We start from the raw sequence: 25,356 nt of genomic DNA, 5'->3' as shown, positions 1-25,356 counted from the left end.
AATGAATAGCCACGTTTAACAACAGGTGTTTTTGGTTACTAAAATTTCTTTAGCTCGATCAAAGTAATTCGCTAATTTTTCTACCCCCTTTTCATCTAAGCAATAGCAAATCGTATTTCCTTCTACCGTGCCTTTTATAAGCCCGGCATTTCGTAATTCTTTTAAATGGAGTGAAACAGTAGGTTGTGCAAGAGGAAGAACATCTACAATCTGCCCGCAAATACAGGCTTTCACTTCTAATAAATGTTCTATGATTGCTATTCTGGCAGGATGACCTAAAACTTTCATAATCGTTGAAATTTCAATCTGCTCTTGGGTATATTCTTTTTTCATTATATCACTTAATATCTATATTGCAATATTACAATATAGTTTTTTAATAGTGTATAAATTGCATGTTTTTTTGCAATATTAACTGTCAATTATCTCTTGTGCCCTTTGGGAAGCCATTTCAATATTTGAAGTAATATTGTCTTCGTTAAGAAGGGTGTAAATATTTGCTACTTCTAAATCGTGCAAAACTTTGGGGTTTACTCCTGAGAGTATAATATGTGTATTCTGCTTTGCGAATTTTTTGATAATCTCCATCAATCTGTAAATTCCTGTCGCGTCGATAAAGGGAACGTGTCGCATTCGTAAAATCAGTACTTTAGGTTTATCAGGAAGGCGCGCCATAGTATCCTGAAAAGTTTGAGTGGCTCCAAAAAATAACGGTCCACGTATTTCGTACATTGTGGCTCCTTTAGGGAGCATAGGCAGTTCGTCATCAAAGATTTCTTCCGGTTCATTTTCCTGATTGTTGAACATATTATTCGCTTCCTTTACGGTTGTGGCGTCGCTCATTCTTTTCATTAATATGAAACTTGAAAGGATAATTCCCATTTGTATCGCAATTACTAAATCGAAAAATACAGTGAGGAAAAATGTAACAAGTAAAATCATTACATCGGCTTTATTTCCTTTTAGTAACGCTTTAAACTGTCGCCATTCACTCATATGATAGGCTACTACAATCAAAATTCCAGCTAGGCAAGCCATTGGGATTAATTTCGCAAAGGGTGCAAGTGCCAACATAATAACTAGAAGCACCACAGCATGCACTATTCCAGCAACAGGGGTTCGTCCACCGTTATTAACATTGGTAGCTGTTCTTGCAATGGCACCAGTCGCCGGTATTCCGCCAAACATTGATGAAGCACAATTTGCTATTCCTTGTCCAACGAGTTCAGCATTCGAGCGGTGGCGGCCTCCAATCATTCCATCACTTACAACAGCAGAAAGCAAGGATTCAATTCCTCCGAGTAGCGCAATGGCAAATGCCGGTTGTATCAACTTTTGAACAGTGGCAAAATCTATATCTGGAAAGGTGGGCATAGAAAGTTTACTAGGAATATCGCCAAAGGAAGTTTCAATTGTACTTACCGGAATATTGAAGAAGTAAACGGCCAAGGTGCTAATTAAAATGGCGACAATAGAGCCTGGAATTTTTTTACTTATTCTTTGAAAATTCAGGGCTAACAAAATTGTGCCAACAGCAATACCTACCGCTGCCCAGTTTATACTATCGAAATTTGCAGCATAAACTTTCCATTTTTCAACAAAATCGGCAGGCACGGTTTCAATTGAAAGTCCGAAGAAATCTTTTATTTGAGACGAAAATATTATTACGGCAATTCCGCTTGTAAACCCTACAATCAACGGATAGGGAATAAATTTTAATAGGTTACCGAGACGTGCTAGTCCCATTCCTATTAAGATAATTCCCGCCATAAAAGTGGCAACTATAAGTCCGTCAACACCAAACTCTTGTACCACGGCATATACAATTACAATAAAAGCACCGGTTGGCCCACCAATCTGCACACGGCTTCCTCCTAATACGGAAATAATTAATCCAGCAACAATAGCCGTAATTAACCCTTTATCTGGCGACACACCAGAAGCAATAGCAAAAGCAATAGCCAGTGGTAAGGCAACAATACCGACAATTACGCCTGCAATAATATCTTTTCGCAACTGTTCCTTGCTTATTCCTTTCTTCAAAAGCGAAAAGAACTTAGGTGTAAATTGAGATTCTTTCATGAATAGGAAATATGACTTTTAATATACTACAAACAGTGAGGGATTCCAAGCTTAGCAGAAGCAAAGGTATTTAAAGAATTAAATGCAGGTTTTTATTGCGAGCTAAATTTAAAATGTTTTCAGTTTGTTGTATTAGATTCAATTGAAAATTACCTCTTAAAATTTCTTGAATAACTCAAAAATTGAAGTTTTAAAGTTTTTAGTTGAAAAACAAAACAGTACTTTTATAGTATGATAAAAAAACTAACATTTTTCCTATTCGTCATTGTTTCTACTTCGCTTGTGGCTCAAGAAATTGATCGTGTTATAGTAGAAGGAAAAATCCATGTTCCAAATGATGAAGACGCCGAAGGTATTTCCGTTTATAATGTTTCTGCTCAAAAAGGGACAGTTACAGCTGCAGACGGCACGTTTAAAATTGCCATTGCAGAAAATGATAGGCTTCAAATATTTGCTTTGCAGTATAAATCGTTTACAGTGGTTGTGGATAAGGGCGTTGTAGAACAGAAAAAATTGAATATTTTTTTAAATCCTGCGATTACGCAGTTAGATGAGGTTGTAATAAAACCTTATGATTTGTCAGGTAATGTGCGAGCCGATATTGAGAAAATTCCTACTTATTCCATTGGTCATGATTGGGATTTAAGTTACAAAAGCCTGGAGTTTGGATACAACTTTACTCGTGATCAATATTCTTCCATTGAAGGAAATGCTGCCGAAGAAGCTTTAAATAGTAATAATTTGACTGATGGACTCAATTTTGTTTCGCTTCTTGGAGGGGTGAGTAATTTGTTGTTCCCTAGCGGGAAAAAGCTGAATAGCGTAGAAAAACAAAAGGTTAAAGAATCTCTTAGCAATAATATGCAACGACGTTTTAGTCAGGAATTTATTCACGATAACTTTGATATTCCAAGAGATAAAACATTCGATTTTTTATTTTTTGTTCAAGAAAATGGATTACAAGAAAATCTTTTAAAGCCTGAAAACGAAATGCAATTGATGAAATTTCTGCACGAAAAAAGTAAAGAGTACAAGAAGCGGAATGAGTAAAAACTCACTGTTGTTTTAGTATAAAATTCTTCAAGAATGTAAATTTTTTGTTTCCAACGGAATATCTTCTAGATTTGTCTTTTTATGGCAATAAAATTATCTAACCTATCTTGTGTTCGCTACAATATTTTTTTCGCAACTCACTACCTTTAACTCGTATCAGCTAAGTATATTTGCACAATGATTTCACAGGCAATTTTTCTTTTTATAAGTGGTGTCGAAATAGGGTTTATCCTGTTTGTCGTTCTTTTGGTTTTTGGAGCAGATAAAGTTCCAGATATTGCTCGAGGTTTGGGCAAGGCTATTCGACAAGTAAAAGATGCAACCAATGATATAAAGTCAGAAATCACGAAAGGTATCGATAGGGAAGGCGAAAATATTGATATTTCTAAAGATGTCCGTAAAGAAATAGACAAGGTAAAAGAAGATGTAGAAGAAATTACTGGACCCATAAAAAGGAAGTTTTAAATGTTAGAAACTTTAAAAAATTGGGACAGAGAGATTTTTATTTTTCTGAATAGTTTAGGCGTAGAAAAATATGATGAGTTTTGGATCTTCGTAACTCAAATTAATACTTGGATTCCGCTTTTTATTTTATTTGCGTTCCTGATTGTCTATTACTATCGAGGCAGAAAAGGATTGATTGTGATTTTCTTTTTATTGGTTGCTGTAGGGGTAACAATGCTCTTCACTAGTGGAGTAAAGGGTTATATAGCACGTTTACGACCCAATAATGTAGAAGCCTTAGGCGAGCTTATTCGTATTCTTCAAAAACCTACAAGTTATAGCTTCTTCTCAGGTCATGCTTCGTCTAGTTTTTCGATAACGACTTTCATGGTGTTATCCCTACAGAAATATACCAAATGGATATACCTTTCGTATCTATGGCCACTTATTTTCGTTTTAAGTAGGATTTTTGTGGGAGTACACTATCCGAGCGATATTCTTGTTGGCGCTTTGGTGGGAACTGGTTTTGCGTTTTTATTTCACTATATATGTCAGAAGACCTTACAAGGTGAACTTCTAACCAATAACCCTTGAAATACTGAGTCCATCGCGAATAGGGAGGATTACAGTTTCTAACATTGGCTGTTCATTTAAGAGCTTGTTATACTGAAGCAGCGCCTTGGTGTCTATATCATCGTCTTTAACTTTTTCCACTACTTTTCCGCTCCAAAGTACATTGTCGCTTAAAATTACGGCACCTTTATTCAATTTTGGAAGAATTAAATCGAAGTAGTTTGGGTAATTGCTTTTGTCGGCGTCAATAAACACAAAATCGAAAGTTTTATCGAGAGAGGGAATAATCTCCAAGGCATTTCCTAAATGTTGAAAAATTTGTTTTCCATAAATGGAAGCATCAAAATATTTACGTTGAAAATCTACTAATTCTTCATTGATGTCAATAGTATGAAGTTCACCGTTTTCCTGCATTCCTTCAGCCAAACAAAGCGCTGAATAACCCGTATAGGTACCAATTTCCAGAATGTTTTTTGGTTTAATTAACTTGGAAAGTATACTTAGTACGCGCCCTTGAAAATGTCCGCTTAGCATTCTCGGCGCAATCATTTTCTGCCAAGTTTCACGATTAAGCTTCTGAAGCAACTCAGGTTCAACTTGAGAGTGTTTTTCAACGTATTCGTTTATTTTATCGGGTAGAATGTCCATTTTTTTAGTATTTCAGTAATTCAGTAGTCAGTACGCAGTACTCAGAAATTAGAGTAAATTGTTGATAAGTATTTGGTTTTCAGTTTTGAGAGTGGAATATATTTTTTTTCAGAAACTCATAAACTCATTCCCCTGTAATCCTAGCTCTTAATTTCTTTTTAGCTTCGTCATCATCTCCGCAGAGCCATTGAATAACGTTATCTTCCCACATTTTATCAGCTTCATCTTGATTAATTACATTGCGTTCTAACGCTAAATCGAGAATTTTTCCAGGATAAGAGGATTGCGGGGCGCTTTCCATTTCGCCTAATGGATATGGATCGTCTAAACCAACAAGAACTTGTTTAGAGCCTTGATTTCTAATTACCAAATCTAACGAACCTGTATCGTGAACTAGAGTGTCAAAGAAAATATTTTTGTGACCAACCGATTTTCGAGGATGTGTTTTACCTTTAAATAAGTCAGGGCGACCGTCAAACCCTTGTATTCTTCTTCCTAAATTTATTTGCGCCAATTGCCCTCCGTGTGCGAAACAAGTTCGCATATTAGGGTATTTATCGGCATAACCATTTAACGTTAAAAAGTGATAAGCATCTGCGCATTGGGCTAACATCCAAATTAAGTGAAAACGCCAAGCGGTATTTTCCAATTTGATGAATTTTTCACCATCGTAAGGATGTATTTCTACTGCGAGGTTGTATTTGGAAGCCATTTCAAAAATGGGTTCGTTTTCTTCGTCAAAAATACAGCGCCACGTGCCTATAGAGTCCATATAATGCGTTGGCAAACATAAAAGTTGAAGACCAAGTTCTTCTACACAGCGTTCAATTTCCCATAATGCACCACGAACAAAACCAGGATGAACTACAAAACCACAAGTGAATTTTGAAGGATGGTTGTGTTGAACCTTAGCGTTAAAATCATTTTGAAAACGGAGTGCTTTTTTCATTTCTTCAACACGGAGGCCATTTCCATAGAGTTGTGAAAGATTTAGTACTACAGCGTGATCTATTTTGTAGCGCTCCATCCATTCAAGTTTTTCATTTAAAAAGAAACTAGAATCGGTAACGGGACGGCTCCAATCTTTCTGAAGCATATACTTACGCTCTGGGTCTACCCAAAAAATTTCTTTATCCTGCATAAACTGAGGAATTTCTTCAGGATAGGGTAGAAGGTGAGAGTGACCGTTAATGCGTAGTTTTCGTTTCGTATTCATGTTGTAAAGCTAGGATTGTTGTGGCTGATTTAATTTTTTAAAGTTACAAAAGTTTTGAACGGTAATAAGGCTTAAATCGCTCCCGGTATGAGGACATTATAAACTCTTAGTACGTCCGCCGTCTACAGGAAGATTCACGCCATTAATGTAACTCGCGGCTTCACTTGCAAGAAATGCTACGGCACTGGCAATTTCGCCTGGTTGTGCAAAACGTTTTGCAGGAACAAGGTTCTTCATAAATTCGCTAGCTTCTTGTTCAGTTTTGTTTGTTCTTTTAGCTGCATTGCCAACAATGTCTTCAAGTCTATCTGTTGCTGTAAAACCAGGTAAAACGTTATTAACGGTGATTCCGTACTGTCCCAATTCATTTGCTAAGGTTTTACTCCAACTTGCAACCGCGCCACGTATAGTATTACTCACTCCAAGGTTATCTATAGGTTGTTTTACGGAGGTAGAAATAATATTAATAATTCGTCCGTAATCTGCATTTTTCATACCAGGAACCACTGCTTGCACCAAGATTTGATTACAAATAACGTGCATCGAAAATGCTTTTTCAAATTCTTCGGTAGCTGCAGAAAAAATAGGTCCTCCCTTTGGCCCTCCGGTGTTATTGATTAAAATATGGATTGTTTTGTTGGAAGCTGCAACATTAACTTTTTCTTTTACCTGCTGTGGGTTTGTGAAATCGGCAACGTAATAATTGTGTTTTTGACCTTTTTCGTGAGGCAGTTCTATTAAAGTTTCTTTTAACTTCGATTCATCACGGGCAAACAAAGTTATCGTTGCACCTAATCTGGCAAGAAGTATTGCCGTAGCCTTACCTATGCCAGCAGTGCTTCCACATACAAGAGCATTTTTATTGGTTAAATCTAAATTCATATATGTCTATGTTTTGTATTGTTCTGATAGTCATCAACTATGAAAAACTTATTTCTTTTAGTATAATGAATACCTACAAAGTAAGGAAAAATTTAATAAAGAAGAGGATGTCATATAGCTTTATTCTTAAGTAAGAACAACTAATTTCAATAAAAACAAACAGTTCGTAGACTCTAGTAGGTGATATTTTCTAAAACTTAACTTAAAAGCATTTGCATCATAGGATTATTTAATAAATTTGATAGATTGTAAAGTTTCAAACGAAGATTATTTGGAATTAATTTTTTTCACACTTAAAACCCCGATATTATTTAAGACTGAAACCCCATTTGAAGCGTAACCTCTTCATAGAATAATTTCAATTTTTAGTGAAAATCTTTTAAAGTCAACTTTATATTTTAATAGCAAATCTAGCCTACTTATAGAAAGCAAATAATTTAAACAAATGAAAACACTTTACCTTGTAAGACACGCTAAATCCTCTTGGAAGCACGATGTAGACGATCACAAGCGTCCCTTAAAAGAAAGGGGAAAAGGAGATGGAATGTTAGTTTCTAAAAAAGCGAGCACCGAAACAGAAGCTCCTCAAAAAATAATTAGTAGCGACGCTACACGGGCATTAGCTACGGCACATTACTTTAAAGATGCTTGGAATATAGATGAAGCACAGTTTGAAACAAATCACGACTTATACGATTTTAGTGGTCAAAATGTAGTAAGGGTTATTAAGGAATTAGACGATAACTTAGACCGCGTTATGATTGTTGGTCATAACCACGCATTTACTTCAATTGTTAACATGTATGGTAACAAATATATTGAAAACATTCCGACGTGTGGTTTTGTAAAATTAGAGTTTGATGAAAATCATTGGAGCGATATTACTACTGGCAGAACTGTTAAAACAATTTTCCCACGGGACTTAAAATAATGGCAGATAAAGTAGTAACACATCCTACTAAGGTTGAAAATCAATATGTTAATAGGGAATTAAGCTGGTTGCAGTTTAATGCTCGGGTTTTGCAGGAAGCCTACGATAAAAAAATTCCGCTACTTGAACGATTGCGTTTTTTGGGAATATTCTCAAATAACCTAGACGAATTTTTTAAAGTCCGTTATGCTACTATTAGACGAATTGAAGAAGCAGGAAAAACGGGGCGTAGTTTTTTGGGAGGTTTTTCGGCAAAGGAATTATTAGCAGAAATCACTCAAATAGCCATTGAGCAACAGGCGCAAAGTTTGAAAATTCTTAGTGATATTCAACGTGAATTGAGAAAGGAGAACATCTTCATTATCAACGAAACCCAAGTTACCCGAAAACAGAGTAAATTTATTTCAGATTATTTTGTGCGTCACGTTAGCCCCGCCATGATGACCATTATGATTGGAGAGGTTGATGAATTTCCAAATTTGCGGGATAATGCCGCTTATTTGGCGATTCGGATGGTAATGAGCAAAGAAGACGACACTTTCGAAACCAAATACAACTACGCCCTAATTGAAATTCCGAGAACGATAGATCGTTTTGTAGTGCTTCCCAAAGAAGGCGAAAAGCAATACGTAATTATTCTAGACGACCTGATTCGCTACTGTATGAGCAGTATTTTCAGCATTTTTAATTATGAAACCATTTCGGCCCACATGATTAAAATTACCCGAGATGCAGAACTCGATATAGACAGTGACTTAAGTAGAAGCTTTATTGAGAAAATCTCTAAAAGTGTCAAAAAGCGAAGTATTGGAGATCCCGTTCGGTTTGTTTATGACAAAAACATAGACACAGAAACACTGCAATTTTTATTAGAAAAAATGGGGATTGATAAAACCGATAGCATTATTCCTGGGGGAAGATATCACAATAGACGTGATTATATGAACTTTCCAAGATTGGGAAGACCCGATTTACAATATGAACCCAAAGAGCCACTGCCCATTCCTGGTTTGAGTATGGACGGAAGGTTGTTTGATAAAATATTGGAAAAAGACTATTTGCTTCACACGCCCTACCAAACCTTTATGTATGTTATAAAGTTTTTGAGAGAAGCAGCTTTAGACCCCAAAGTTAAATCTATAAAAATCACTATTTACCGTTTGGCGGAGGTTTCGCATATTGCCAGTTCGCTTATCAACGCAAAGAAGAACGGTAAAGATGTAACGGTTCAAATTGAACTTCAGGCACGTTTTGATGAAGAAGCGAATATAAAATATGCAGAATTGCTTCAAAGTGAGGATATACGTCTCATTTTTGGCGTTAAAGGACTCAAAGTTCACTGTAAAATGATTTTAGTAGAACGACTTGAGAATAAAAAATTAATCCGATACGGTGTGATAAGCACAGGAAACTTTAACGAATCTACGGCTCGAGTTTATACAGACTACACGCTCTTTACAGCCGATGAACGAATTTGTAAAGAGATGAACAAGGTATTCGACTTTTTTGAAGTTAATTATCAAGTCAAGAAATATCGCCATCTCATTGTTTCACCTCATTATACCCGAAATGCTATAACTCACTTAATAGATAATGAAATAAAGAACAAAAAAGCTGGTTTGCCTAGCGGTATTAAGTTGAAAATGAATAGTCTGTCGGATTATAGAATGATTGATAAACTTTACGAAGCCAGTAGGGCCGGGGTACAAATAAAATTGATAATTCGAGGTATCTGCTGTCTTATTCCTGGAGTAAAAGGAATGAGCGAAAATATTAAGGCTATTAGTATTGTTGGTAAACATTTGGAGCATCCGCGCGTGTTTATTTTTGAAAATGCTGGAAGACCGAAAATTTATATCTCTTCTGCAGATTTTATGGGAAGAAACCTAGACAATCGTGTTGAGGTGTCATGCCCAATCTATGATGAAGATATTAAAAAAGAAATACTAGAAAACTTTGAAATTGGATGGAGCGATAACGTGAAAGCCCGTGTTATAAGTATTAAAAACGACAATGCTTACCTAAAAAATAACAAGCCACCAATACGCTCACAATTTAAAATGTACGATTATTATTTAAATAAACTTGAAGTAAACTGATTTGCTGAACATTGAAAAATACGGTGCCGTAGATATAGGTAGTAATGCCATAAGATTGCTAGTTGTAACTGTAATTGAACAGGAAGGAAAAGATCCAATCTTTAAAAAAACTTCCTTGGTTCGAGTTCCTATCCGTTTAGGGGCAGAAGTCTTTCTAGACGGAAAAATTTCGGATGGAAACGCAGCACGAATGATCGATGCCATGTCTGCTTTCCGGTTATTGATGAATACACACGGAATAAAACGATATAGAGCGTGTGCTACTTCTGCAATGCGGGAAGCTTCTAACGGAACTCACATTGCCGATGTTATCAAAAAAGAAAGCGGTATCGTAATAAATATTATAGACGGAAAAGATGAAGCCAAAATTATTGCTTCAACAGATTTAAAAACACTAATTCAAGATGATAAAGTGTTCCTCTATGTCGATGTTGGCGGTGGGAGTACAGAGCTAACGGTTTTCGCAAATGGTAAAAATGTTTGCTCTAAAAGCTTCAAAATTGGAACTGTTCGACTTTTAGAAGGGTTGGTAGACGAATCTGTTTGGAATGAAATGAAGACGTGGATAAAAAGTGAAACCAAAGATTTCAAGAAATTATCAATGATTGGAAGCGGAGGAAACATCAATACAATATTCAAAAAAAGTGGAAAGAAACTGGGAAAGCCACTTAGTTATATTTACCTGTCTTCATATTACAAAAAACTGGAATATCTTTCGTACGAAGAACGAATTACCGAACTCGATATGAACCCAGACCGTGCCGATGTTGTAGTTCCAGCTACTAAAATATACCTTTCTGCTATGAAATGGAGTAAGGCGAAAAATGTTTTTGTTCCAAAAATCGGACTTAGTGATGGAATTATTAAAAGCCTTTATAATGAAAAAGTGGCAGCCGAGATAACTAATAATGAATAGTTTTGAGTAAACTGAATCAATTCAAAACTTCATTTAATTATTCAAAGTGGGCATTAAACTACAAAAACATTGAAAACAGCAATTCATTTGTTTACAGCACAGACTTCGACATATCGAGCGCTAAACCGATGTAGGTGTTATTATTAAATTGGAACTCATCAATTATCTCCCAACCCAGTTTTTTGGTATGTGCGTTTGTAGAAATAGCATTGACTTTGTTTATGAATGTAATTGAGATAGGATATTTTTTGAAAAACTCAAGTCGCATTTCTTCAAATATCTTATTTAATAACCCCGTTCCCCTGTGTTTTTCATCAATACAAATGGGGCCGTATTGAAAACTGTTTAAAGTTGTAATTTCCTTTCCCTGAAACGATAATTTTGGAAATCGGGAAACCATAAAATTGAAGATTTCCCATTGTTCAAAATATTTCCAACTTCCAGCAAAAACATACGAAACGATTGTTCCGTCTTCAGTTTCAGCAATAAACAATCCATTTTGTAAAAGAATTTCTTCAAGCTGACTTACGGTAAATGGCGTGGTTACAAATCCTTTTTTCCGCTCTTCATCACTTAAGTTACGGTAAAGATATCTTGATTGAAGTGCTAATACACCTTCAAAATCTGTCTTATTTCCTAATCTGGTTGTTATCATTTGCAAGAATTTTTAAAGAAATACAGAAGTTTATTTGTTGTAATACCATAAAAAATGTTTGTAAGAAATCCCTACTTGGGTTGAACTTATCGTTACTATGTCGAATCTGTCGGCGTTGGTGTTTACGTAATCTAAAAGATCTTGCTTTTTATTAAATTCAGCTACTTTTAATTTTTGTTTCCTTTTATTGTTACAGCGTTTTATTTTCTAATAATCCGTATTGTTTCATTTTCTACACGTACATAATACATTCCTTTTGCGAATTGTGAAAAGTCGATTTGTTTGTTGCTTTGGTCGATTTCACCAGAAAGTAAAAGTTGCCCTAAAGCAGAATACACTTTATAGCTGGCAATAGTAGGAATACTAACGGTTATAAAGTTATCGGTTGGATTGGGGAAAATACTGATGTCGATATTGTTTTCAGCAATACCAATAATTGGCTCACACTCAAAACTAGCTTCAACTTTAGACGCCGCAGGAGGATCGACTAAAAGTGAATCGGTTAGTAAAGGACAATAGCAATCATTATCATCCAAATATAATTTAAGCCACGAAAGTGCGATTTTTCCCACTACACCATCTCCACCGGTTGGTGTATTAGCAACAGAGTGACTTCCGTTTGCAACTTCAAAAAGTAGTTTGTTAGTAGTGTCTGGAGTCACATTGTAGTGAACATCGGCGTGTATTCCTGGAGGAGCAACCGTGTCATCCTGGCCGCTAAAAATTAATACAGGGCTGTTGTGGTTAAAAGTTGCTTGTGGATACCACGGGCATAATGCTAGAACTGCTTTAATCGAGCTATCCATTTGTGCAGCCAATTGTGCGCCACCACCGCCCATCGACCACCCGCTTACGGCAAATTTGTCTACATCAAGTTGGTTTTCTAATGGCGAATTTTGGCGTTCATTTTCTTGTCGTAATGTCTCTAATGCATCTAACAGTGCAGTGGCTCTCAGATCGGGGAACTCAAATGGTGAGTTAGTGCCTATTATGATAGTTACAATGCCGTGCGAAGCGTAAAACGGCCCCCATTCTTCCACACTCGAAGGTTGTGCAGTAAAGCCAGGAACAATAGCGATACTTGCATACGGTGGTGTAGCATTGGTTGGATAATATACTGTTGCGTCTAAATAATCTGGACCGTTTCGAATACCGTCATCTTCTGTAAGTGTAGCAACTTCATACGGACCTGGGTTTGTTAAGCTTTCAATTGTTACATCTTCACATTGTGCAAAAATTGTATTTGGAGCAAGTGAAGTAATTAAGAATAAAACAGCTAAAGGGTATATTATTTTCATATCGTTCTTCCAGATTAATGTAGATTTTTAAGCAAATCAATATTTAATTGAGAAAAGTAAAGTTTTTTATGGGTATGTAAAAGTTATTGATAATTAAAATTTGTTTTTGATTAAAATATTTAAACTTTATAGATCAATAGCCCGACATTGAATTCTAATTTTTATTCTTTTACTATTTTTTGAACGTAAACGTTGTCGTCTGCAAGAACTTTTAAAATGTATAATCCTTTACTTAAAGTAGAAATGTTGAATTCAAAGTTAGTTGAATTTTTGATAGTCGTTTTTAGCAAGGTCTTTCCAGAAAGACTTGAAATTGAAATGTTTACTTGTTTGTAATGTTTTACCAAATTTACGGTTAATTTGCCCGCAGTGGGGTTGGGATAAACGGCAAACTGCTGTTTGTTAAAACCCTCTGTATGTAAGGTTATAATTTCAATTGTTTTTGTTTTAGTATCAGATTTTTCGCATTTTGTAATGGTTTGTGAAACTTCATAAATTCCATTTTCTATAAATGTATGAATTGGGTTAGTTTCTGTAGAAGTATTTCCATCGCCAAAATCCCAAAGAATTGATTCGAAGTCACTTCCAGTATGTGTGAATGAGGCCTCACCGTTATTAATTTCTTCAGAAAAATCTGCAATTGGCGATAGTGTAAAATCCCAATCGGATATTTCGTTAAAAACGATTGTTTTAGCAGCCATTTTTATAAGATTGGCTTCGGTTTCATTTAAAGTTGAATTCCAGGAAATAAAAGTAGGGTCTTTTTTGTAAATCATAGTGTAAAAGGCACACGCCACGGCATACGATCCTGCCAATGAAGGATGCGAGCCGTCACCTGAATACAAATTAATATTCGGATAATTTTCCCTGAGAAAACGCCAAACAGCTCCTGCTGGTGCGAGTTCGGCTGCGTTACTTTCAGACATAAAAATATAGCTTGCCCTAATAGCATCGTCCATTCCTTCATAGGTGCAAACCCAAGGAATGAAAGAACAATTAGTTGCATCGCCATTTTCGCGTCCCCATGTCATATAAAATAACGGTTGCGAACATTCGTTGTTTGTTCTAATAGCATTGCTTAATGTTTCGGCAGGAGGGTACACTTCTGCTTGCATTTGCGCTTCACTAAATGATGTTTCCTGACTTTGCCCTTGAAGCGCAACATAATCCCAATTATCTGAGTTGATTTTTGAAAGCGTGGTTTGGTCAGAAGCGTGATTCATAAATCGGTAGCCTCCCGGTGTGTACGAGTCGTATATCAATGCATCGCCAGTACTGTTAGCCATGTTTTTTACGAGTAACGGTAGGTTATTGGCAGCGGTGTAGCTATTGCCAATGAACAAGACTTTTTTAGTGCTTTGGCCGTGAATCGAGAAGCTGACTATGGCGAAGGAAATTAAGAAAAGCAGTTTTTTCATTGCAGGGTTTCTTTTTGAAGTCTCACTGTGATAAAAATTAATACGAAATCTCAATTTGTAGTTGCCTACCTTCTTCCTGTGCTTTATTGTCCATTTTAGTCCCTACAGCAATTCCTATAGCCATTCCAATAGGTAAGCCTATGGCTAATAACCCCATATTACTAGTCATTAACCCGAAGACGACACCGAGTGGTAACCCAAAAGCCGACATTCCTAAAACTAACCATAGATTACGGTAATAGTTTTTAGGTACAATTTTATGTTCTTTTTCTAATAGCCTAATGATCTTGGTTCGCTTCTCCTTGGCGAACTTTAACAATCTAGAATCAGTAAGGGATGAAGTATTCAATTCCTTAATTTCAAGATTTATATGCTCAACAACTTGTGGCGAAAGCTTCTTCTTATTTAACTCCTTTAAAAGTTCTTCTAGCTGAATATAAACTTTGCATAACTTGATGTTTTCAGTTAAATTTTCTTTTTTGTGGAGTTCGAGTAGGTTCATGGTATGTTTTAATGCTATAAGGTTGGTGAGGGTTCTAATTGAATCATATCAAATATATTAAAATTCGTTTTGGTTATTGTTTCAGTATTGTAAATAGTCAATTATTTCAGCAAGTGCTTCATTAGATTTTATCAGAAAAAAGTCTTTCGAATTCCGATAAAAACCAATACCATCACAGTATATCCTAAAAAGAACGGAAGAATAATGTTTTCTAAATTCAAAACGAGCATAATGGCTATTAACAATAATTGGAAACCCAATCCGAATGTAGAAACACTTGTCATAAACCATTTTGGAAATGCTTTTCCTTTATGTGCGTTTCTATCTAGGGCATAAATTGATTTGTCAAAAGGGCCGTATAGCAGCTTATACAGTCCGAAAAGAAAATTTACGTGCGCTTGTTTTTCTCCTTTAAGAGCTTTGGGTGATGAGGTTTCAAACACACGACTAGTAGTGTTACCGTCATATTTATTTCGTAGAATTACATAATAGTAATTGTAAAGTGTGCCTTGCAATTGAAGCCCTAAAAAGGCTAGAAGGCAAATCCAAAGTGAACTATTACTTATAAACCAAACCGATAAAAATATTAGAGCATTTAATATAATATCTGCTACAGAATCTAAATATCGACCTGTATATGATGGCTTTTGTGTTACGCGAGCTAGTTCGCCGTCGGCAGCGTCTAAGATAGACTTAAGAATTAAAAACAATGCAGCAAACCAGTAATAGCCTTTAATTATGCAGTAAATTCCTATTAATCCAGCAATAATAAAACAAATGGTAACGTGAATAGGAGTGAAAGAAGTGTTCTTTAATGAATTCGCGATGACCCTAGCTATCGGTCTTCCATAATCTGAAAGGTCTATAAACTTATGTTCTTTGGGTAGTTTAGACATGCAATATTATAGAAAGCTGAAATAAGGAATATACCTTCAGAATTACAAATATAGTATTAAACCAAGGTTCATGAAGCACTAATTGAAACAGATTAAGGTGAAACGGCAATGTTATATGCCGTTATTTTGTTGAAGTGTTTGACTCAATTTTTTGTAAAAGGTAAAATACTATTCCACCTAAAGAATAACAAACCACGTCCCAAATATCCCCAGTGTACCTGAACGATTGCTTTGGGAGATAATATTCAAAAGCAATGGAATACATTATTACCAAACTTAAAATAGTGAAAATATTTAGACGAATGGAACTGTCTTTTTTAAGAAACCATACACCGTGTAGGCAAATGGTGGCAACCATCGGAATCGTTAAAAAGTCATTTAAATAATGGAAAACCCAATTAGAGCGAATGCCACAAAAATATTTCCAAGCCTGCACGCAAACAAACAGAGCTAAGGAAAGGAATACATAACAATGCAAAACCTTCAGCGGAAGCCTGCGCATTAAATAAATAGGAAGGAAATTAGCCATAAAATAAATCCACCTATAACCATAACTGTCATCCAAATGGAACGCAACACATAAAAACTACCTCTAATTAACCAAAATCGGCTAGTTTTCCACTTATCAATAAACGAATCTTTTTCTTCAGCTTTAAGTTCTGTTTTTATAGGGTCGTTAACAGAAAGCGATCCCGGGTTTTGGTTTTTTATATCAGAACCATCAATTTCAGAATTTTCAGAATTTTGCTGTTGCGACATTATATGCCAATTTAGTTATGTGTTCTAAGTCTCATGTAAAGTTCAAATTACAAGAATACAAATTATATCTGACGAAATAGAGTAGAATAACTTTTAGAAGCTGTGAATTACTGCTTTGAGGTTTTTTTTCGTTGTAATAAACGTCGTTCTTTTTCTTCCATTTGAGATTTAATAAATGGAATTCGCGGGGCAAGAAAGTAGCCTGTTAAACTTGCAAAGAGTATTGGGATAAAGTAGGTAAACCCAGTTAAGGTAGCCAACAAAATTGTGGTGCTCATAGGTGTTCTGGTTACACAGACATTGATGGCTGCCATACAACTTACAATGGTTAAGGATAAATTAATAGAAGGAAATATAGTGTGAATAAGCATTCCTAATGCAGTGCCACAGAAAAACAAAGGAATGATAAACCCTCCCCGCCATCCTGAGGTAATGGTAATTGCAATAGCAATAATCTTAAAAATTAATACGGCTGCCAAAAACTGGATAGATCCCTCTGCTTCTAATAGTTCATTAATCTCAAAGTGGCTGAAATATCGTGTAAGAGGAATATAAAAGGCAATTGCTCCTAAAAGGATTCCACCGATGAGTGTTTTAATATAAATAGGAGTCGTTAATTTTCCGAATAGGTTTTTGAAGAACTTAGTACAGAATATGAATCCTCAACCTACCAGTGTAGCTAGTACTCGAAAAAACACAGCCTAACCAAAGTCGAAAAATGTTTCCATTTCGTAGGATGGTAAATTCCACATAGGGCCTAATCCTAATTGAACAATTATGGCGAAAATTACGTAGCTAAAACCGCTAGCAACTAATGCGGGAATAATAGCCTTATAATATTGTACAGAGTGTTTGTGGTGTAAAATTTCTAAAGAGAAAAGACTACCGCCCAAAGGAGCGCCAAACAAGGCTGTAAATCCAGAAGCCATACCGGCAATACTTAAGGAGCGCAATTCTTCTCCTTTAATTCCCAATAACTTTCCAAGTAAAGTGCCTGTAGACCCTGTAACTTGAACTAATGGCGCTTCAGGTCCTAAGATTCCACCTGAGGCAGCGCAAAGTAGCGATGAGAGCACCATTGATGGATTGTTTTTCGGATCTAATTTGCCTTTGTTAAAACGAATGTTGTTCACAATTAATTCCATTTCGCCAGGATCGCCAATAAAGTAAATAACAAGACCTGCGAGTAAGCCACTAATTGCCATAACAGGAATGACTAACCAGCCTTGCCACGTTCCTAAGAAATCCGTCAACAGCATTAAAACAACCCAATAAGATCCAGAAATAATTCCACCAATGAGCCCAAGAATAGCCCATAGAATAAACATTCGACTAAAAACGAAAGGATTAAAACGGATTGGATGATCCAAAAGGTTTGTGTAGGAAACCAATTTTCTTCTGCGCCCGATTTTCATTAGTTGAATTTTCTTTAACTTATTGCTCAGTTAGGGTTTTAACCATTGTTCGTAAATTTTCAGATAATTGGGGCAATAGCGAAACGGTTATCATTAAAACTTTTAGCATTATTAGTTATCTTGTTGATAATAAATAACCAAGTACCTACCCGTGAATAGATTGGTGTTTTCCTAAATCTTTCATTACTTCTGCTTCAAAGGATAACAATTCATTCCACTTTTTATCAACCTCATCACGATTGCCATATTGCCGAGCAAAGCCTAGAAACATGGTGTAGTGGTTTGCTTCACTAACCATTAACTTTCTGTAGAATTCGGCGAGTTCCTTATCTTCCAATTCTTCGCTTAACAATCGAAAACGCTCACAACTTCTTGCTTCGATTAGTGCTGCATATAACAATCTATGCACTAATTGGGTTGTTCTACTGCCACCTTTGGGGAAAAACTGAACTATTTGTAAAACGTATTCGTCTTTTCGATCGCGACCTAATATCCAGCCACGCTCCAAAATTTTGTCGTGAACCATTTTAAAATGGCTTATTTCTTCCTTCACCAACGCTATCATTTCCTGAATAAGATCAGGGTATTCCGGAAAACTTACAATCAAAGAAACGGCGGTTGAGGCTGCTTTTTGTTCACACCAAGCATGATCTGTGAGAATATCCTCAATGTTCTTTTCAACAATATTTACCCAACGCGGGTCTGTGGGAAGTTTTAAACCTAACATTTTGATTTACGTTTAATGATTTATTAATTTTATAACTATAAGATTTTGATTTCGCCTTTTTGGAATAAAGGTTTAAATGTCCAAATCAAATTCTTGACGAAGCTTTTCTATTGCTGGATTTTTCTCTTTCAACTTATCAAATTTCTCTCTAGGGGAATAAGCATACTTTTTTTCAACCTTCTCGTTAACGGTAATATCAAGGTCGATGTTGTGATTGTTTAAATTCTCTCTTAAAAACTGAAGCAGTTCAAACTTAGCGCGTTCTAATTCTGTTTTTATAGTATAGTTCGGAAATTCAAGATGTATTATGTGGCCATTCAATTTTGGTACGTTCATACTCAAATGAGAAAGTAGATTATATTTTCCTTCTTGCTCAACAATTTTTGAATACGAATTCCACACGGCTATCATTTGTTCTTCAGAAAACTCTTCTTTCGGCAGAATTCTCTGTTTGGGTGTGTTTGCTTCAATCTCTTCTTTTAGTTCCTGCTGTTTTTGAATGCTTTTTAGCGAAAGTGCTGAAACTTTTCGCGCATTTCGTTCCATCAAATTTTTAGAGCGTTGAACTATTTTGTCGGTGTTATCCTCAATTGCTTTTTCTTGGTTATTATCTACGGAAGTTTGGGCGTTTGAAGCCGTTTTTATAGTTGAATTGTCTTCGGAAGAAAGTTTTTGAGGGGGTTCATTTACGTTGCTGTTCGTTGCTCCCAATTCATTCGTTTTAATGGATTTTGAAGCACTACTTCCAGCCGAGGTTATCTGCTTTTCTTTTGCACCTGAAAGAATAGCGCCAGGTTTTTGAGCCTTAAAGTGGGAGGGAGGAATTACGAAACGCTCAGGGTTTATATTGAGCTGAGTTAAAGTTTGGTTATTGGAGTTTTTTTTTTCGCCCTGAAAAGTCAAGGAAGCTAATTGCATCAGGCATAGTTCGACTAATAGTCGTTGATTCTGACTAGTTTTATACTTTAAATCGCAGGTGTTGGCTATGTTAATCGCGTCTATTAAAAACTGCTGACTTGTTTTTTGGGATTGTTCAAAATACATTGTTTTAACCTGTTCCCCAACTTCTAAAAGTTCAATTGTTTCTTGATGTTGGCAGACCAAAAGATCACGGAAATGTGAAGCAAGTCCCATTACAAAATGGTGACCGTCAAATCCTTTTGATAAAATTTCGTTGTAAGCTACCAAAACCTGTGGAATATTGTTTTTTAAGAGTAAATCTGTTATATGGAAATACCAAGTGTAGTCGAGAACGTTGAGGTTTTCAGTTACAGCTTCACGCGTTAAATTTGTGCCAGCGAAACTAACAACGCGATCAAAAATAGATAGTGCATCTCGCAAAGCGCCATCTGCTTTTTGAGCAATTATATGAAGCGCATCGTCTTCGGCTTCAATTCCTTCGGCCATGGCAACTTCGGCTAAATGGTCTTTAATATCACGAACACCAATTCTTCTGAAATCGAAAATTTGGCATCGAGAAAGTATGGTAGGGATTATTTTATGCTTTTCAGTAGTTGCCAAAATAAAAATGGCGTGTTTTGGAGGCTCTTCAAGAGTTTTTAAAAACGCGTTGAAAGCCGCAGAAGAAAGCATATGGACCTCATCAATAATATATACTTTGTAATTTCCTACTTGTGGCGGAATACGAACTTGATCTATTAAGTTTCGTATGTCGTCTACAGAATTATTTGAAGCAGCATCGAGTTCAAAAATATTAAAAGCGAAATCTTCGTCTTCTTTTTGAGTTCCGTCTTGATTTATTTCTTTTGCAAGAATTCTAGCGCAGGTAGTTTTTCCAACCCCTCGCGGTCCAGTAAAAAGTAGGGCTTGCGCTAGGTGATTGTTTTTTATGGCATTCTCCAAAGTATTGGTAATAGCCTGTTGTCCTACAACATCCTTAAAAACGGCAGGGCGATATTTTCGGGCAGATACAATGAATTGTTCCATAGTGTTTGTGTCGGTAGCTTATTGCTTGCTTGTGTATTGTACTACTGAAAAGGAAAATCAGAAACAAGCAAACAAAACAGCTTACATTTAGTAAGCCAAAACTAGCAATTTTTTATGTACTGTTGTTTGCAGTATTTATTTAATTCGTATATACTTCGTTTTCACTTCAAAATCCCGAACTTTTAGCTCAAGATTCAAGGTATCATTTTGTAATTTTATTAACTTAACGTTTAGCACTTCACCGATTGGAAATTTAAATTTTGGCCAAGTAAATTCTGTTACTGTAGCATTATATTCACAGTCATTAATCCATTCCAATTTTGAATTAATGTAATACTTTTCATCTTCTACATACTCAGTATGTATGGAATCTTTGATTATAACGAATCCATCATTTGGAGCAGAAATCCTGCGCATTTTGATGTTTTTCAAAATGGAACAATCCGTTTTATTTTCTGTTTGGGAATATAAAAAGGAATGAGTGAATAAAAAGAATAACACTAAAGTTAATCGAATCTTATTTAACATCTAGTCCCGTTTTGTCATACTACACACCAGTTACCTTTAAATACTTAAGAAGTGACTTAGCAGCAAATATAAAGATGAACTTTGGGTTTTAAAAAAATAGGGGTTCGTATTTTACCTTATTTATTAACATTAGACTACTTTTGCACAGCAGGCCGCCTTATCGTCGAGATTCCCGCCTTCGCGAGGATTTGGGAGGAAAGTCCGGACACCATAGGGAAGCATAACGGCTAACAGCCGTCGGGATCCCCGCCTTAGCGGAGATTTCAGGACAAGTGCAGCAGAAAGGATGTACAGGTAATGCTGTAGTGAAATCAGGTAAACTCTATGCGGTGAAATGCCACGTAAACCTGTGCTTGAGGGTTCCCGCCCGATGCAGGAGGGTAGGCAGATTGAGCGTTTCGGTAACGGAACGTCTAGATAAATGATAAGGTACCGAACTAGCTTCGGTAACAGAACCCGGCTTATAGGCCTGCTTTTTTTTATTCTCGCGAAGGCGGGAATCTCTTTTCTGAAGATTGAAAATTCTTTAATTAATAAGGATTCAGGGAAAACTTACCAAAATATAATTTCCATCGTGGTGGTGGTGCCAAAATAAATTCAAGAATAATTAGTGGGTTCGAAACTCATAAAAACTCTTAAAAATTGGTTCTAAAAATCATAGACCAAGTAGCGATAGGGTTTTCAGTAACTTAGGATTCGCGCATTCGTGGTTTCTCTATGTCAGACTAAAAAAACTAAACACACTGCCCCCGTATTTTCTAGCTTCTGAGAAATTTGGCATTTCGGAAAGGTTGTTTTCTTTTGAATGTTCGATAATTAGTGTTCCTTCTTCGTCAAGTAATTCTTTTTCAAATACTAAATTTACGATTTTTTCAAACTTTGAAATGTCAAAATCGTAAGGTGGATCGGCGAAGATAATGTCGAATTTTCCAGAAACACGTTCTAAATAATTGTCGGCTTCAGATTTAATAGCTGTTATGGGAAAGGAAAATTCTTCCGAAACTTTATTAATATATTGAATACATCCATAGTTTGAATCTACAGCGGTAATGGTAGGCACTCCTCGAGAGGCAAATTCAAAACTGATGTTTCCAGTTCCTGCAAATAATTCTAAAACCGAAATTTCATCAAAATATAGGCGTGTGCGAAGTATATTGAACAGGGCTTCTTTTGCAAAATCGGTTGTTGGTCTAACGGGAAGGTTTTTTGGGGCTGTGAGTCGTCTTCCTTTGTGAGTTCCTGATATTATTCGCATTAATTTGAGTTTTTTAGTGTGAAATGACGGTGCTCATCTTCGGCTTCATCAATTGTCAAAGCAGTCATTTCCGATTTTACAAATTCAATATTTCGAATGTAAGTGTAGGCTATTTTATACGTATTATCATTCTTTCCTATATCCCCACAAAGCATCACGGGAAGCGTTTCTGGGTCGAGATTTAATTGCTCCATACAAAATAATGTATAATAGATAAAATCTTCCGCAGTTTTATAGTTGTAAGTATTACAGAGTTGGAGTTTTCCGTGTTTTAAAACAATACAATCAAAACTGTTTGGTTGGAAATGTAAATACATTTTTGGCAAAGCGTACTTTTCCTTTTCAAGAATGGTTTTCAATAATATACTTACAGAATGATAATAATTAAAGGAGCCGTATTTTTCAAATAAATAATTATTTATGTTCATAAATGGAACATAAACCACAACAATTTCTTGACGGTCTAAAACATCGTGCGCAATATAATCATTCGCTAATATTTTAGAATTAAATTTGAGGTATTCACTTGCTTTTGTTTCGTCAAAAAGAGATGTGGGAATGAGGCTATAAATTGATGTTGAGTAGATTACTGTAACTTCAATAAAGTTGTTTTGTAGAATTTCATTGTTTGCAATAAGTTCTTCTAATTCCATCAGAAGTTCTTCTGGTGTAGTACTATGGATTAGCTTTTTCTCCTTAAAAAACTGTGTTTTACCATCATTAGAATCTACAATCAAAAAAGAAAGCCCGTTCAGGGAAACCTGAACGGACAGTCTACTTGAATATAAATTTTCAATATTTTTATTTGATGACAGTGTCATAAATTTTAGGCCAGTTTCCGGTAGTGTTTACTTCGTCCATAGAGCCTACTTTTATATAGGGCCCGTTTACACCATCTACAGATTGAACTTGCTTCTCTTGAATTAATAAATCTTTGTCAAGATCGTGTAAAACAACATCTTTTGAAACTCTAGCTTCAAAAACTGAATAATCAGCATCGTTTCTTGTAATTGTTCCTGCTTCAAGTTCAAATTTAGCATTAACACCTTCAATAGGAACATTCATCATTGTTTTATATCTATCAGAACCGCGAAATAATGAATCTTTTACAGGTGTAAATCCTAACGTGTCTATTAGTGATCTTTCAATGTAGTAACCTTCAGTGATTCCAAAAGCCTTGTTCTTTTCGACATCGGCATAGCTAGTGTCTCTTCGTTGTGTTCTTGCAAATTTGGCAGTATCTACAAAGTTTATCAGGCTGTCCCAATCTCCTGTGAAGCTCCCTGTAATTTCTTTGTGAGCCAATTCAGCTGCTTGGATATCCTTCAAACTTTTAATTACTTTGGTATAACGGATTTCTTTTACTTTGTTGAACTCTACTGGCCCCATAATAGAGGACCAAAGCTTCCAACCCAAAAAGACGATAACAATCCAAAGAACAATCTGAATTACTAATTTCATTGTATATTTTGTTTAAGTGTTGATTTACTAAAAGGTCTATCGCAAATCTACAATTTTTTTTTGTTCGCAAAAGTTTATTCCGAAAAAATGATAGCTATCTTTAAACCCCCATTGACAGTTGAAAATGATGAATGTATCAGAATTTTATAGTTTTTTAAAGAATGAATTCCCCCATAACACCACTCCCAAACAGGAAATTGCGCTCCAATTATTGGCGAAATTTGTGTTGGGTACTAACAAAAATGAAACCTTTTTATTGAAAGGGTATGCCGGAACAGGAAAAACCACAATAGTCGGTACACTTGTTAAAAACCTTCCAAAAGCCAAAATGAGGTCTGTACTTTTAGCGCCAACTGGCAGAGCGGCGAAGGTTATTAGCTACTATTCAAAAAAGCAAGCCTTTACCATACATAAAAAGATTTATTTTCCAAAGAGTGAAAAAGGTTCAGTTTCGTTTACGCTTCAAAACAACAAACACCGAGATACTATATTTATAGTTGATGAAGCTTCGATGATTCCTGACATAAACCAAGATTCCAGATTGTTTGAAAATGGTTCGTTATTGGACGATTTAATGCAATATGTTTACAGCGGCCACAATTGTAAGCTTTTATTAATTGGTGATACGGCACAATTGCCGCCAGTTCATCTTTCTGTTAGCCCAGCACTCGACAGCCAAATATTAGAATCGCAATACAGTCGGGAAGTTATTCATATTGAGCTAGATGAAGTAGTTAGGCAGCAAAAAGACAGCGGGATTCTAGAAAATGCCACCAAAATTAGAGAACATATAGAAGATGGCTTTTATGACACTTTTAAATTCTCTGGGATACAATTCCCCGATGTAATACGCCCTATTGATGGTCAGGAAATAATGGATGCTATTAGCGATAGTTATTCCGAATTAGGAAATGAAGGTACGGTGATTATCGTTCGTTCTAATAAAAGAGCGAATCTTTATAACCAAAGTATCCGTGAACGAATTTTGTTTCAAGAGTCTGAACTTTCCTCTGGAGATTACTTAATGGTAGTGAAGAACAATTATTTTTGGGTGGACAATGCCAGTGAGGCGGGCTTTATTGCCAATGGCGACATCGTGGAAGTATTGGAAATATTTGCGTTTAAAGAATTATATGGTTTTCGATTTGCTGAAGTAAAAGTGCGCATGGTCGATTACCCTAACATGCAACCTTTAGAAACCGTTTTACTTTTAGATACGTTATCATCAGAAACACCATCGCTTACGTATGAAGAATCAAATAGCCTTTATCAGGAAGTTATGAAAGATTATGCTTCAGAAAAGTCAAAGTACAAGAAATTCATGGCCGTAAAAAAGAACAAGTATTTTAATGCGTTACAGGTGAAGTTTAGTTACGCAATAACCTGTCATAAATCTCAGGGTGGACAGTGGAATACTGTGTTTGTCGAACAACCTTATCTGCCTAACGGAATAGACAAAGAGTACTTACGTTGGTTATATACAGCCATCACTCGAGCTCAGGATAAATTATATTTAATAGGGTTTAAAGATGAGTTTTTTGAAACGTGAAATTATGTAGTAGGCTGGTATTCAGTTAGGTTTTAATAAGGTCCGTGGGGTCTAAACAACCACAATGGTTTTAGAGCGTTATAGGTTAAAATTCGTTTTATA

At 35.8% G+C, this 25,356-nt stretch carries 24 protein-coding genes, 1 other RNA gene and 1 pseudogene; 8 read left to right on the top strand and 18 right to left on the bottom strand.

What is annotated here, in order from left to right:
- Window positions 1–15: 15 nt before the first annotated feature.
- Entirely contained in the window at window positions 16–333 is a 318-nt protein-coding gene (locus BLW28_RS06375; RefSeq protein ID WP_073216657.1) for an ArsR/SmtB family transcription factor, read from the bottom strand.
- Window positions 334–411: 78 nt separating this feature from the next.
- Complete coding sequence (locus tag BLW28_RS06370) at window positions 412–2,082, bottom strand: SulP family inorganic anion transporter (protein WP_073216653.1); 1,671 nt, start codon at window positions 2,080–2,082, stop codon at window positions 412–414.
- A gap of 231 nt (window positions 2,083–2,313) precedes the next feature.
- Between BLW28_RS06370 and BLW28_RS06365 the strand changes: the two genes are divergently transcribed.
- The 3 genes from BLW28_RS06365 (at window position 2,314) to BLW28_RS06355 (ending at window position 4,173) form a co-directional block, all read left to right on the top strand.
- A complete protein-coding gene (locus BLW28_RS06365; protein WP_073216650.1) occupies window positions 2,314–3,132 on the top strand; it encodes a carboxypeptidase-like regulatory domain-containing protein in 819 nt (272 codons plus the stop codon).
- A 180-nt stretch (window positions 3,133–3,312) separates the two neighbouring features.
- Window positions 3,313–3,600: a twin-arginine translocase TatA/TatE family subunit gene (locus tag BLW28_RS06360; RefSeq protein ID WP_073216647.1), complete on the top strand. Its 288-nt coding sequence runs from the start codon at window positions 3,313–3,315 to the stop codon at window positions 3,598–3,600.
- Window positions 3,601–4,173: a phosphatase PAP2 family protein gene (locus tag BLW28_RS06355; RefSeq protein ID WP_073216644.1), complete on the top strand. Its 573-nt coding sequence runs from the start codon at window positions 3,601–3,603 to the stop codon at window positions 4,171–4,173.
- On the opposite strand, the gene BLW28_RS06350 is transcribed toward BLW28_RS06355, so the two are convergent.
- The 3 genes from BLW28_RS06350 to BLW28_RS06340 all read right to left on the bottom strand — a co-directional run bounded on the left by BLW28_RS06350 (window position 4,156) and on the right by BLW28_RS06340 (window position 6,898).
- Window positions 4,156–4,800, bottom strand: coding sequence for an O-methyltransferase (locus BLW28_RS06350; protein ID WP_073216641.1), 645 nt, complete (start codon window positions 4,798–4,800; stop codon window positions 4,156–4,158). The genes BLW28_RS06355 and BLW28_RS06350 overlap by 18 nt on opposite strands.
- Window positions 4,801–4,924: 124 nt before the next feature.
- Entirely contained in the window at window positions 4,925–6,016 is a 1,092-nt protein-coding gene (locus BLW28_RS06345; protein WP_073216638.1) for an amidohydrolase family protein, read from the bottom strand.
- 96 nt (window positions 6,017–6,112) lie between these two features.
- The gene (locus tag BLW28_RS06340) at window positions 6,113–6,898 is read right to left on the bottom strand and encodes an SDR family oxidoreductase (RefSeq protein ID WP_073216635.1); all 786 of its coding nucleotides are present in this window, start codon (window positions 6,896–6,898) and stop codon (window positions 6,113–6,115) included.
- A gap of 445 nt (window positions 6,899–7,343) precedes the next feature.
- On the opposite strand from BLW28_RS06340, the gene BLW28_RS06335 reads away from it, so the two are divergent.
- Genes BLW28_RS06335 through BLW28_RS06325 form a run of 3 tightly spaced genes read left to right on the top strand, consistent with a single transcriptional unit; the run spans window position 7,344 to window position 10,844 of the window.
- Window positions 7,344–7,829: a SixA phosphatase family protein gene (locus tag BLW28_RS06335; protein ID WP_073216632.1), complete on the top strand. Its 486-nt coding sequence runs from the start codon at window positions 7,344–7,346 to the stop codon at window positions 7,827–7,829.
- Window positions 7,829–9,928: a polyphosphate kinase 1 gene (gene ppk1 / locus BLW28_RS06330; protein ID WP_073216629.1), complete on the top strand. Its 2,100-nt coding sequence runs from the start codon at window positions 7,829–7,831 to the stop codon at window positions 9,926–9,928. The genes BLW28_RS06335 and ppk1 overlap by 1 nt, the downstream gene beginning before the upstream one ends.
- Before the next feature lies 1 nt (window position 9,929).
- Window positions 9,930–10,844 (top strand): Ppx/GppA phosphatase family protein, encoded by a 915-nt coding sequence (locus BLW28_RS06325; RefSeq protein WP_073216627.1) that lies wholly within the window; start codon window positions 9,930–9,932, stop codon window positions 10,842–10,844.
- 91 nt (window positions 10,845–10,935) lie between these two features.
- Here the strand turns inward: BLW28_RS06325 and BLW28_RS06320 are convergent, their stop codons facing one another.
- The 10 genes and pseudogenes from BLW28_RS06320 to BLW28_RS06270 form a co-directional block, all read right to left on the bottom strand.
- A complete protein-coding gene (locus tag BLW28_RS06320; protein WP_073216624.1) occupies window positions 10,936–11,499 on the bottom strand; it encodes a GNAT family acetyltransferase in 564 nt (187 codons plus the stop codon).
- A gap of 200 nt (window positions 11,500–11,699) precedes the next feature.
- Window positions 11,700–12,797 carry a poly(ethylene terephthalate) hydrolase family protein gene (locus BLW28_RS06315; RefSeq protein ID WP_073216622.1) on the bottom strand — a complete coding sequence of 366 codons (1,098 nt, stop codon included), beginning with the start codon at window positions 12,795–12,797 and terminating at the stop codon, window positions 11,700–11,702.
- Window positions 12,798–12,958: 161 nt separating this feature from the next.
- Complete coding sequence (locus tag BLW28_RS06310; protein WP_073216619.1) at window positions 12,959–14,215, bottom strand: T9SS type A sorting domain-containing protein; 1,257 nt, start codon at window positions 14,213–14,215, stop codon at window positions 12,959–12,961.
- A gap of 37 nt (window positions 14,216–14,252) precedes the next feature.
- Window positions 14,253–14,717, bottom strand: a complete 465-nt coding sequence (locus BLW28_RS06305; protein ID WP_073216616.1) for a hypothetical protein — start codon at window positions 14,715–14,717, stop codon at window positions 14,253–14,255.
- A gap of 131 nt (window positions 14,718–14,848) precedes the next feature.
- Window positions 14,849–15,613 carry a CDP-alcohol phosphatidyltransferase family protein gene (locus BLW28_RS06300; RefSeq protein ID WP_073216613.1) on the bottom strand — a complete coding sequence of 255 codons (765 nt, stop codon included), beginning with the start codon at window positions 15,611–15,613 and terminating at the stop codon, window positions 14,849–14,851.
- 501 nt (window positions 15,614–16,114) lie between these two features.
- The gene (locus BLW28_RS06290) at window positions 16,115–16,372 is read right to left on the bottom strand and encodes a hypothetical protein (RefSeq protein WP_073216608.1); all 258 of its coding nucleotides are present in this window, start codon (window positions 16,370–16,372) and stop codon (window positions 16,115–16,117) included.
- Between the two features lie 107 nt (window positions 16,373–16,479).
- A pseudogene (locus BLW28_RS06285) lies at window positions 16,480–17,787 on the bottom strand (chloride channel protein).
- A 145-nt stretch (window positions 17,788–17,932) separates the two neighbouring features.
- Window positions 17,933–18,514, bottom strand: coding sequence for a MiaE family protein (gene miaE, locus BLW28_RS06280; RefSeq protein ID WP_073216604.1), 582 nt, complete (start codon window positions 18,512–18,514; stop codon window positions 17,933–17,935).
- A gap of 72 nt (window positions 18,515–18,586) precedes the next feature.
- Window positions 18,587–20,461 carry a DNA polymerase III subunit gamma/tau gene (locus tag BLW28_RS06275; RefSeq protein WP_073216602.1) on the bottom strand — a complete coding sequence of 625 codons (1,875 nt, stop codon included), beginning with the start codon at window positions 20,459–20,461 and terminating at the stop codon, window positions 18,587–18,589.
- A gap of 135 nt (window positions 20,462–20,596) precedes the next feature.
- A complete protein-coding gene (locus tag BLW28_RS06270) occupies window positions 20,597–20,893 on the bottom strand; it encodes a hypothetical protein (protein ID WP_143036848.1) in 297 nt (98 codons plus the stop codon).
- Between the two features lie 240 nt (window positions 20,894–21,133).
- On the opposite strand from BLW28_RS06270, the gene rnpB reads away from it, so the two are divergent.
- An RNA gene (gene rnpB / locus BLW28_RS06265) (RNase P RNA component class A) lies at window positions 21,134–21,469 on the top strand.
- A gap of 235 nt (window positions 21,470–21,704) precedes the next feature.
- On the opposite strand, the gene BLW28_RS06260 is transcribed toward rnpB, so the two are convergent.
- The 3 genes from BLW28_RS06260 to BLW28_RS06250 are packed head-to-tail and all read right to left on the bottom strand — an operon-like array spanning window position 21,705 to window position 23,705.
- Window positions 21,705–22,244, bottom strand: a complete 540-nt coding sequence (locus BLW28_RS06260) for an RsmD family RNA methyltransferase (RefSeq protein WP_073216595.1) — start codon at window positions 22,242–22,244, stop codon at window positions 21,705–21,707.
- Complete coding sequence (locus BLW28_RS06255) at window positions 22,244–23,065, bottom strand: DUF3822 family protein (RefSeq protein WP_073216592.1); 822 nt, start codon at window positions 23,063–23,065, stop codon at window positions 22,244–22,246. Before BLW28_RS06255 ends, BLW28_RS06260 begins: the two co-directional genes overlap by 1 nt.
- Window positions 23,046–23,705: a hypothetical protein gene (locus tag BLW28_RS06250; RefSeq protein WP_073216589.1), complete on the bottom strand. Its 660-nt coding sequence runs from the start codon at window positions 23,703–23,705 to the stop codon at window positions 23,046–23,048. Before BLW28_RS06250 ends, BLW28_RS06255 begins: the two co-directional genes overlap by 20 nt.
- Window positions 23,706–23,832: 127 nt before the next feature.
- Here BLW28_RS06250 and BLW28_RS06245 point away from each other — a divergent pair, with 127 nt between their 5' ends.
- Window positions 23,833–25,254 carry an ATP-dependent DNA helicase gene (locus BLW28_RS06245; protein WP_073216586.1) on the top strand — a complete coding sequence of 474 codons (1,422 nt, stop codon included), beginning with the start codon at window positions 23,833–23,835 and terminating at the stop codon, window positions 25,252–25,254.
- Window positions 25,255–25,356: the final 102 nt, after the last annotated feature.

Origin of the sequence: Aequorivita viscosa (assembly GCF_900106795.1) — a bacterium.
Classification (GTDB): domain Bacteria; phylum Bacteroidota; class Bacteroidia; order Flavobacteriales; family Flavobacteriaceae; genus Aequorivita; species Aequorivita viscosa.
This window is presented reverse-complemented; position numbering and strand designations above follow the sequence as displayed.